This window comes from Microvirga sp. 2MCAF35 (genome assembly GCF_052115545.1).
In the GTDB taxonomy this organism is placed as follows: Bacteria; Pseudomonadota; Alphaproteobacteria; order Rhizobiales; family Beijerinckiaceae; genus Microvirga.
This window is the reverse complement of the sequence record NZ_JBFRGW010000076.1, coordinates 1-6886: the sequence shown is the minus strand read 5'-3', so window position 1 is coordinate 6886 and position 6886 is coordinate 1. Positions and strand designations below refer to the sequence as shown.

Here is a 6886-nt window from a genome sequence, read left to right as displayed (position 1 = left end):
CAGGCACGGTCCTGCCCGCCGGTCACGCAGCCGGCGCCAGGAGGCCCTTGGCAGCCCTGTGCTGGTCCAAGTTTAAACGCCTAAAAGAACCGTGCGCGAAGCGGCCTCCCGGCTCTTCCATCTTTCACTCAAGCGAGCCGGGCTGCCCGTCGCGCCACCCTCGAACCCTAAAGGCTCGCAGCGCAAGCTGCGGGCCCACAGGTGCTGGCCTCATGGTTCCGTATGGGAAAACACATTCCCGCCGTCCAGGGCCGCTATGATCGCGGGATCGAGGCTCATTCCGCCTTGACCTGAGGCGCGCGATCCACCATGAGGGTTTGCAAGGTTTTTACCCAACCCTGGCCTTGCGCCGGGGTTTTTTTATGTGAGGCTTGAACGATGGCGAACGTGGTTGTCGTGGGCGCCCAATGGGGCGACGAGGGCAAGGGCAAGATCGTCGACTGGTTGTCCGAACAGGCGGACGTGGTCGTGCGGTTCCAGGGCGGGCACAATGCCGGCCATACCCTCGTGATCGGCGGCACCGTCTACAAACTCTCGCTCCTGCCCTCCGGCGTCGTGCGTCCGGGCAAGCTCTCGGTGATCGGCAACGGCGTCGTGCTCGATCCGCATGCCCTGGCGGGCGAGGTCGAGCGCCTCACGGAGCAGGGGGTCTCGATCACCCGCGACAACCTGCGTGTGGCCGAGAACGCCACACTGATTCTCTCCATCCACCGCGAGCTCGATGCGCTGCGCGAAAGCGGCAGCGCCGGCACGAAGATCGGCACCACCAAGCGCGGCATCGGCCCGGCCTACGAGGACAAGGTCGGCCGCCGTGCCATCCGCCTGATGGACCTCGCCGACCTCTCGACCCTGCGGGAAAAGATCGAGCGGCTTCTCACCCACCACAACGCGCTCCGCCGCGGCTTCGGCCTCGACGAGTTCGGCGCGGACGCGATCTACGAGGAGCTCGCCTCCGTCGCTCCGAAGGTGCTGCCCTATATGGATGCCGTGTGGCGCCTGCTCGACGACGAGCGCCGGGCCGGCAAGCGCATCCTGTTCGAGGGCGCGCAAGGTGCGCTGCTCGATGTGGATCATGGCACCTACCCCTTCGTCACCTCCTCCAACACGGTGGCCGGACAGGCTGCGACCGGTTCGGGCCTCGGCCCTGGCAGCGTCGGCTACGTGCTCGGCATCGCCAAGGCCTATACGACCCGTGTGGGCGAGGGGCCGTTCCCGACCGAGCTGTTCGACGAGATCGGCGAGCTGATCGGCCAGAAGGGCAAGGAGTTCGGCGTGGTGACGGGCCGCAAGCGCCGCTGCGGCTGGTTCGACGCGACGCTCGTACGTCAGACGGTCCGCACCTCCGGCATCGACGGCATCGCGCTCACCAAGCTCGATATCCTCGACGGTTTCGAGACGATCAAGATCGGCGTCGGATACAAGCTCGATGGCGAGACGATCGATTACTTCCCGGCCAGCCAGGGCGCTCAGGCGCGCGTCGAGCCGATCTACGAGGAGATCGAAGGCTGGAGCGGTTCGACCGCAGGGGCACGCTCCTGGGCCGACCTACCGGCCCAGGCCATCAAATATGTCCGCCGCATCGAGGAGCTGATCGGGGCGCCCGTCGCCGTGCTCTCCACCTCGCCGGAGCGTGACGACACAATCCTCATGAAGAACCCCTTTGAGGGTTGACGACGGAGCCACGGCGGGTCATTCCCAAAGAGAAATGGCAGATTATTACCCTCTCATCGCCCGAGCCGTCGAAGGCTTGCCCGAGCAGACCCCCGACAAGCGGCGCGCCGTCTACGAGCGCGCCCGCACGGCTCTGATCGGGCAGCTGCGCTCCCTCAATCCGCCTCTCTCCGAGGCGGAGATCCAGCAGGAGGGCCGATCCCTCGACGAGGCCATCACCCGCGTCGAGGCGGATTACGCCGCGCCTCCGGCCGGCTTCGATGCCGATGCCTTCTCCAACATGCTGGTCGACGATCAGCCGGCTCCCGGGAATTCCCGAGCCACAGGCTCGGTCCATGGCCTGCGTGCGCCCGCTCCCCAGGGCTCCGCCGAGACAGCGACCGAAGAGAGCTACGCCGAGCCGGCGGTGGCGCGTCCCAAGATCGACAGCCGCCCCCATCCGGCCATGCAGAGCAAGGGCCGGACCAGGACGATCATCTTCGGATCGGTGCTGGCGCTCGTGATCGCGGCCATCGCGGCCTTCGCGTTCCTGTGGCGCGACAAGCCCGAGGACCTCACCCCCGAAACTCCTGTTGCCGCGGCGCCGCAGCCATCGGCTCCTCCCGCCGATGCCAAGAACAACGAGCGCGTCGGCGGTCAGGCTCCTCCCGCGACCGCTCCCGCCACGGCGCCCCGCCAGGAAGCGGGCGCGGTGCAACGCGCGGTCTTCTACGAGGAGGATCCGACCAATCCGCAGGCCCCCAAGGCGCTGGTCGGGCGCGTCACATGGCGCCTCGAGGACGTGAATCCCGGCCAGGGCCAACCGCTCGAGAAGGCGGTCAGCGCGCTGATCGAGGTGCCTGAGGCCGGGCTGACCATGCGCATGGTGCTGAGGCGCAACCTCGACACGACGCTGCCCGCCTCGCATACCGTCGAACTCACCTTCACCACCCGCGCAGGCGACGCCAACCGCGTGATCCGGGATGTGGGATTGCTGCAGCTCAAGGACGAGGAAGCCGCCCGCGGAACGCCCGTTGCCGGGCTGCCGGTGCCGGTGCGCGAGAACCTGTTCCTGATCGGCCTTTCGAACCTGCAGGTGGACGTGGCGCGCAACACGCAGCTGTTCGTGCGCCGCAACTGGATCGACCTGCCGGTCCGGATGGCGTCAGGCCAACGGGCGATCCTGAGCTTCGAGAAGGGCGCCGCCGGCACCCAGATCCTCAACGATGCCTTCAATCAGTGGCAATAAGTCAGGGCACTCTTCGACAAAAAAGCCGCGCATCCAGCGCGGCTTTTTTAATGGCCTCGGGCCGGCCGAGATTAAGCCTCGGCCGAGGAGGTCTCGATCTGGGTCAGGTTCTTCTTGACCGCTTCCTGGATCTTCTCGAAGGCCCGAACCTCGATCTGGCGGACCCGTTCGCGGGACACGCCGAACTCGGTGGAGAGTTCCTCGAGGGTGATCGGGTCGTCGGAAAGGCGGCGGGCCTCGAAGATGCGGCGCTCGCGCGGATTGAGCACGGAGAGCGCCGAGCGCAGAGCGGACAGACGGTTCTGGCCTTCCTCCTCCTCGACGAGCACCTGCTCCTGGCTCTGGCTGTTGTCGACAAGCCAGTCCTGCCATTCGCCGCCGCCTTCGCCCTCATCGCGCAAGGGCGCGTTGAGGGACGCGTCGCCGCCGAGACGGCGGTTCATGTCCACCACGTCCTGCTCGGTCACGCCGAGCTGCGTGGCGATCTGCTTCACGTGCTCGGGACGAAGATCACCTTCCTCGAACGCCGAGATGCGGCCCTTCGCCTTGCGCAGGTTGAAGAACAGCTTCTTCTGGTTCGCCGTGGTGCCCATCTTCACGAGCGACCAGGACCGCAGAATGTACTCTTGAATGGCCGCCTTGATCCACCACATGGCATATGTGGCGAGACGGAAGCCCTTGTCGGGCTCGAAGCGCTTGACGGCCTGCATGAGGCCGACATTGCCTTCCGACACGACCTCGCCGATCGGCAGACCGTAGCCGCGATAGCCCATGGCGATCTTGGCGACGAGGCGCAGATGTGATGTCACGAGCTTATGGGCCGCTTCGCGATCTCCATGCTCGCGCCAGCTTTTGGCGAGCATGTATTCCTCATGCGGCTCAAGCATGGGGAAGCGACGGATCTCGTCGAGATAGCGCGAAAGCCCCCCTTCATTGGCAAGCACCGGAAGCGCTGTAGCCATCTTTTCTCCTCCTTTGGCTCCCTCACCACGAGGCAAGCCTGGGGCAGCCCCCTCCATGGCCGGCCACCCTGCCCCCTATATAAGCGGTTTCAACATGTCCGAATAGAGGCGTCAGGCTTCAAGACGTGGTGAACGCTCCAGACTCGCAAGGGTGCCAGCGCGACCTGATTTTGCGACCGATTGACGCTAAATCTCCTCGCGCAAGGCCTGAAGAAGCCCGGCCATATCCTGGGGCAGGGAGCTTTCGAAACGCCGGAATTCCCCGCTGCGCGGATGTTCGAAGCCGAGGATCGCCGCGTGAAGGGCCTGGCGGCCGAGGGCGTTCAACGCATCCTTCTGCGGCTCCGAAAGGCGGTTCGCCTTGGTCTTGAAGCCGGAGCCGTAGGTCGCGTCGCCCAGGAGCGGATGGCCGAGATGGGCCATGTGAACCCGGATCTGATGGGTGCGTCCCGTTTCCAGTTCGCACCGGACCAGGCTGGCCATGGGCTGAGCCTGGGGAAGGCCCTCCAGGACCTCGTAATGAGTTATGGCATAGCGACCGCGGTCCTCGCCCACCACGACGATCTTTTCCCGGTTGTGCGTGCTGCGGACGAGCGCCGCCTCCACGGTTCCCCGGCGCCGCTCGGGCACGCCCCAGAGGATCGCCAGATAAGCGCGCTCCAGAGGCCCGGTCCGGCCATGATCGGCAAATTGCGCGGCGAGCGCCTGATGGGCGAGGTCGTTCTTGGCGACCACCAGGAGGCCCGACGTATCCTTGTCGAGGCGGTGAACGATCCCAGGCCGTTTCACGCCGCCGATCCCCGACAGGCTCTCCCCACAATGGGCGATGAGGGCGTTCACCAGCGTGCCGGAATCGTGACCCGCCGCCGGATGCACGACGAGGCCTGCCGGTTTGTCGATGACGATCACGTCGTCGTCCTCATAGACGATGGCAAGATCGATCGCCTCGCCGACCGGCTCGGCCGGCACGGGTGGCGGCACCGTCAGGGCGATCCGGGCACCGCCGCCGACCTTTCTGTTCGGATCGAGGGCCGGCACGCCATCGACGGCCACCTGCCCGTCGCGAATGAGCGCCTGCAGGCGGCTTCGCGACAGATCGGCCTGGAGGCGCGTCAATACCCGGTCCAGCCGTTCGGCCGGCACATCGTCTTCCAAGAGCCATTCCTGGCGTGTCGCGTCGTTCACCGCATCCTCATTTTACCTGGGCCGTTCGCTTTTTTCAGCAAAAGGACTTGAAGGGATTCCGAAGGGTGGTTATACGAGCGGCCTCCACCTTGCTAGCTCCCTTCGTCTAGCGGTCTAGGACGTCGCCCTCTCACGGCGAAAACAGGGGTTCGAGTCCCCTAGGGAGCGCCAAGCTTTTATTTCAAAGGCTTAGCAGGTGTTTTATCGACAATAGCGACAGCGATTAGCGACAGTTCGCAGGTTCGATAAGCTCTCCTTCCTCAACAAAGTGCTGCCCCGGAATGTTCTCTTGAAACGCATTTTGCCACTCATTTGTGGGTGCGCCTCATGCGAATGTGGGTTTTATTCAGGGCAAGTAGGGACAGAAACTCCCAGATGGAACCGCCACTGTCGCTGCAATACTACCCCCCACCTATTGACGGTAATCGGTTTCATAATCCTCGATGCTTTCAACAAGCTCCCAAAGTTGGCTTGGTTCGTAATCTTCGATTCCATAGATGCTGATTTGAATCCCGTCTTCGGAGACGGCGATGAACCTAAGGGCGTCAGTGACTAATTCGCGGCCCTGCAACTCAGGAAGAAGCTCAGAAAAATTTCTAATCGAGCGAACCAAGGAGGCTCTTTGGTTGTCGTCCTTGATCCCTTCTGCCGCTTTGCAAAGCTTAGAGAATCTCACTCGTATGGCTTCTTCAGCTTCTTTTCGATTCCTGAATGGAGAATAGACGCCAATGCGAACCAAACTTAGTTTTTTCGTCATTTTAATACTCGCTGTTAAATAGGAAAATTTGTTTAAATGGATCGTTAAGCAGAAGGCGTTTCATAGAAAAAATGGAACAGATGCTCATTGCTCAAAACCTGGAAGTGGTACTTCAATGAGTACGAAAGGATTCTGGGTACATCGGCCTCTGGAATGGTCTTCACATCCAGATTGCCTCTCGGAAAAAGCCTCTCCGTATCAGCTTGTAGAAGTCCCGTTGATTGCATTCTCTGCCATTTCTCAACGTGCTTGGCTTGGATCGCCATTACTATGTGAGCATGGGGGCAGTTTGACCCGTCATGAGTGACACCGCCGCTCATCACAATGGGATCGTCAATTGTGAGGACCATCGGGAAATGATTGCCAATGATGGCTGACGGTCGCTTGAAAAAGAGTTTGTTCCAACGCCCATAGAGCGTGATGCAACGGCTCATCCGCGGCCTGTGGACCAAGGAGCTTCGTGGGGTCGCATACTGGCGGTCGTGATCCGTCAGGAACGAGGACTCGGATCGATCCGGCGAGAGGGTCAGAAAAAAGAACTGACTATCTGAGTAGCCGAGGTTTGTACGAAGCTTGCTCTCTAAATGATCCACCAAAGCCAGTTCGTACTTTGATCTGTAGGATCGCCAATCACATGTTTCAGCCTTCATGAGAGTAAAAAATCAGGCTGATACTCTGGCGGTCAGTCAGCTTAAAATAGATGTCATTGATTAAGGTGCGGATAATGGCACTTCTAGAGAGCTTAATGTTATCAGATAATTGATTGAATTTCTCAAGTGTCTCTTGATCTATGGTAATTGTTATGCGTTGTAATTTGTTTTGTTTCATTTGTTGCCTATGAGTTGTGCGGATATGTTCCAGTTAATCTTTCCTATAGGCGTGTTTGAAACTAGCTTGCCGAAAGTGCCGACAAACTAGATTTGCGCGATAGGGCGTTGGCCAGCCCCCGCGAGGTGGTCCGGGGTTAATGTTAGTGCATGATGGGTCGTGGGGCTACGGTGGGTGTGGCCTGCGGAGCTGGTCTGGGTTGCGCAGCCGGCCATAGCACTACCTCGGGTGCGGGTGGCTTGTAGCCGAGCGATG

At 61.5% G+C, this 6886-nt stretch carries 7 protein-coding genes and 1 tRNA gene; 3 read left to right on the top strand and 5 right to left on the bottom strand.

Annotation, left to right across the window (positions count from 1 at the left end; genetic code table 11):
- The first annotated feature begins 378 nt into the window (after positions 1 to 378).
- On the top strand, positions 379 to 1671 hold the full coding sequence (locus AB4097_RS21230; protein ID WP_442043243.1) for an adenylosuccinate synthase: 1293 nt from the start codon (positions 379 to 381) through the stop codon (positions 1669 to 1671).
- A gap of 34 nt (positions 1672 to 1705) precedes the next feature.
- Entirely contained in the window at positions 1706 to 2899 is a 1194-nt protein-coding gene (locus AB4097_RS21225; protein ID WP_442043241.1) for a histidine kinase, read from the top strand.
- 71 nt (positions 2900 to 2970) lie between these two features.
- Here AB4097_RS21225 and rpoH read toward each other — a convergent pair whose 3' ends face one another.
- Both rpoH and AB4097_RS21215 read right to left on the bottom strand, forming a co-directional pair.
- Positions 2971 to 3861 (bottom strand): RNA polymerase sigma factor RpoH, encoded by an 891-nt coding sequence (gene rpoH, locus AB4097_RS21220; RefSeq protein WP_442043239.1) that lies wholly within the window; start codon positions 3859 to 3861, stop codon positions 2971 to 2973.
- Between the two features lie 186 nt (positions 3862 to 4047).
- On the bottom strand, positions 4048 to 5046 hold the full coding sequence (locus AB4097_RS21215; RefSeq protein WP_442043237.1) for an RluA family pseudouridine synthase: 999 nt from the start codon (positions 5044 to 5046) through the stop codon (positions 4048 to 4050).
- Positions 5047 to 5141: 95 nt separating this feature from the next.
- Between AB4097_RS21215 and AB4097_RS21210 the strand changes: the two genes are divergently transcribed.
- Positions 5142 to 5217, top strand: a tRNA-Glu gene (locus AB4097_RS21210).
- Positions 5218 to 5458: 241 nt separating this feature from the next.
- On the opposite strand, the gene AB4097_RS21205 is transcribed toward AB4097_RS21210, so the two are convergent.
- From AB4097_RS21205 to AB4097_RS21195, 3 genes are read right to left on the bottom strand one after another with little or no spacing between them, the layout of a single operon-like run.
- The gene (locus tag AB4097_RS21205; protein ID WP_442043235.1) at positions 5459 to 5803 is read right to left on the bottom strand and encodes a hypothetical protein; all 345 of its coding nucleotides are present in this window, start codon (positions 5801 to 5803) and stop codon (positions 5459 to 5461) included.
- Between the two features lie 44 nt (positions 5804 to 5847).
- Entirely contained in the window at positions 5848 to 6453 is a 606-nt protein-coding gene (locus tag AB4097_RS21200) for a hypothetical protein (RefSeq protein ID WP_442043233.1), read from the bottom strand.
- Positions 6443 to 6631 carry a CopG family transcriptional regulator gene (locus AB4097_RS21195; protein ID WP_442043231.1) on the bottom strand — a complete coding sequence of 63 codons (189 nt, stop codon included), beginning with the start codon at positions 6629 to 6631 and terminating at the stop codon, positions 6443 to 6445. Before AB4097_RS21195 ends, AB4097_RS21200 begins: the two co-directional genes overlap by 11 nt.
- Positions 6632 to 6886: the final 255 nt, after the last annotated feature.

What these genes read in the sequence shown, in the direction of transcription:
- AB4097_RS21230 (WP_442043243.1), top strand. Translation starts at nt 379, where the DNA reads ATGGCGAACGTGGTTGTCGTGGGCGCCCAATGGGGCGACGAGGGCAAG.
- AB4097_RS21225 (WP_442043241.1), top strand. Translation starts at nt 1,706, where the DNA reads ATGGCAGATTATTACCCTCTCATCGCCCGAGCCGTCGAAGGCTTGCCC.
- rpoH (WP_442043239.1), bottom strand. Translation starts at nt 3,861, where the DNA reads ATGGCTACAGCGCTTCCGGTGCTTGCCAATGAAGGGGGGCTTTCGCGC.
- AB4097_RS21205 (WP_442043235.1), bottom strand. Translation starts at nt 5,803, where the DNA reads ATGACGAAAAAACTAAGTTTGGTTCGCATTGGCGTCTATTCTCCATTC.
- AB4097_RS21200 (WP_442043233.1), bottom strand. Translation starts at nt 6,453, where the DNA reads ATGAAGGCTGAAACATGTGATTGGCGATCCTACAGATCAAAGTACGAA.
- AB4097_RS21195 (WP_442043231.1), bottom strand. Translation starts at nt 6,631, where the DNA reads ATGAAACAAAACAAATTACAACGCATAACAATTACCATAGATCAAGAG.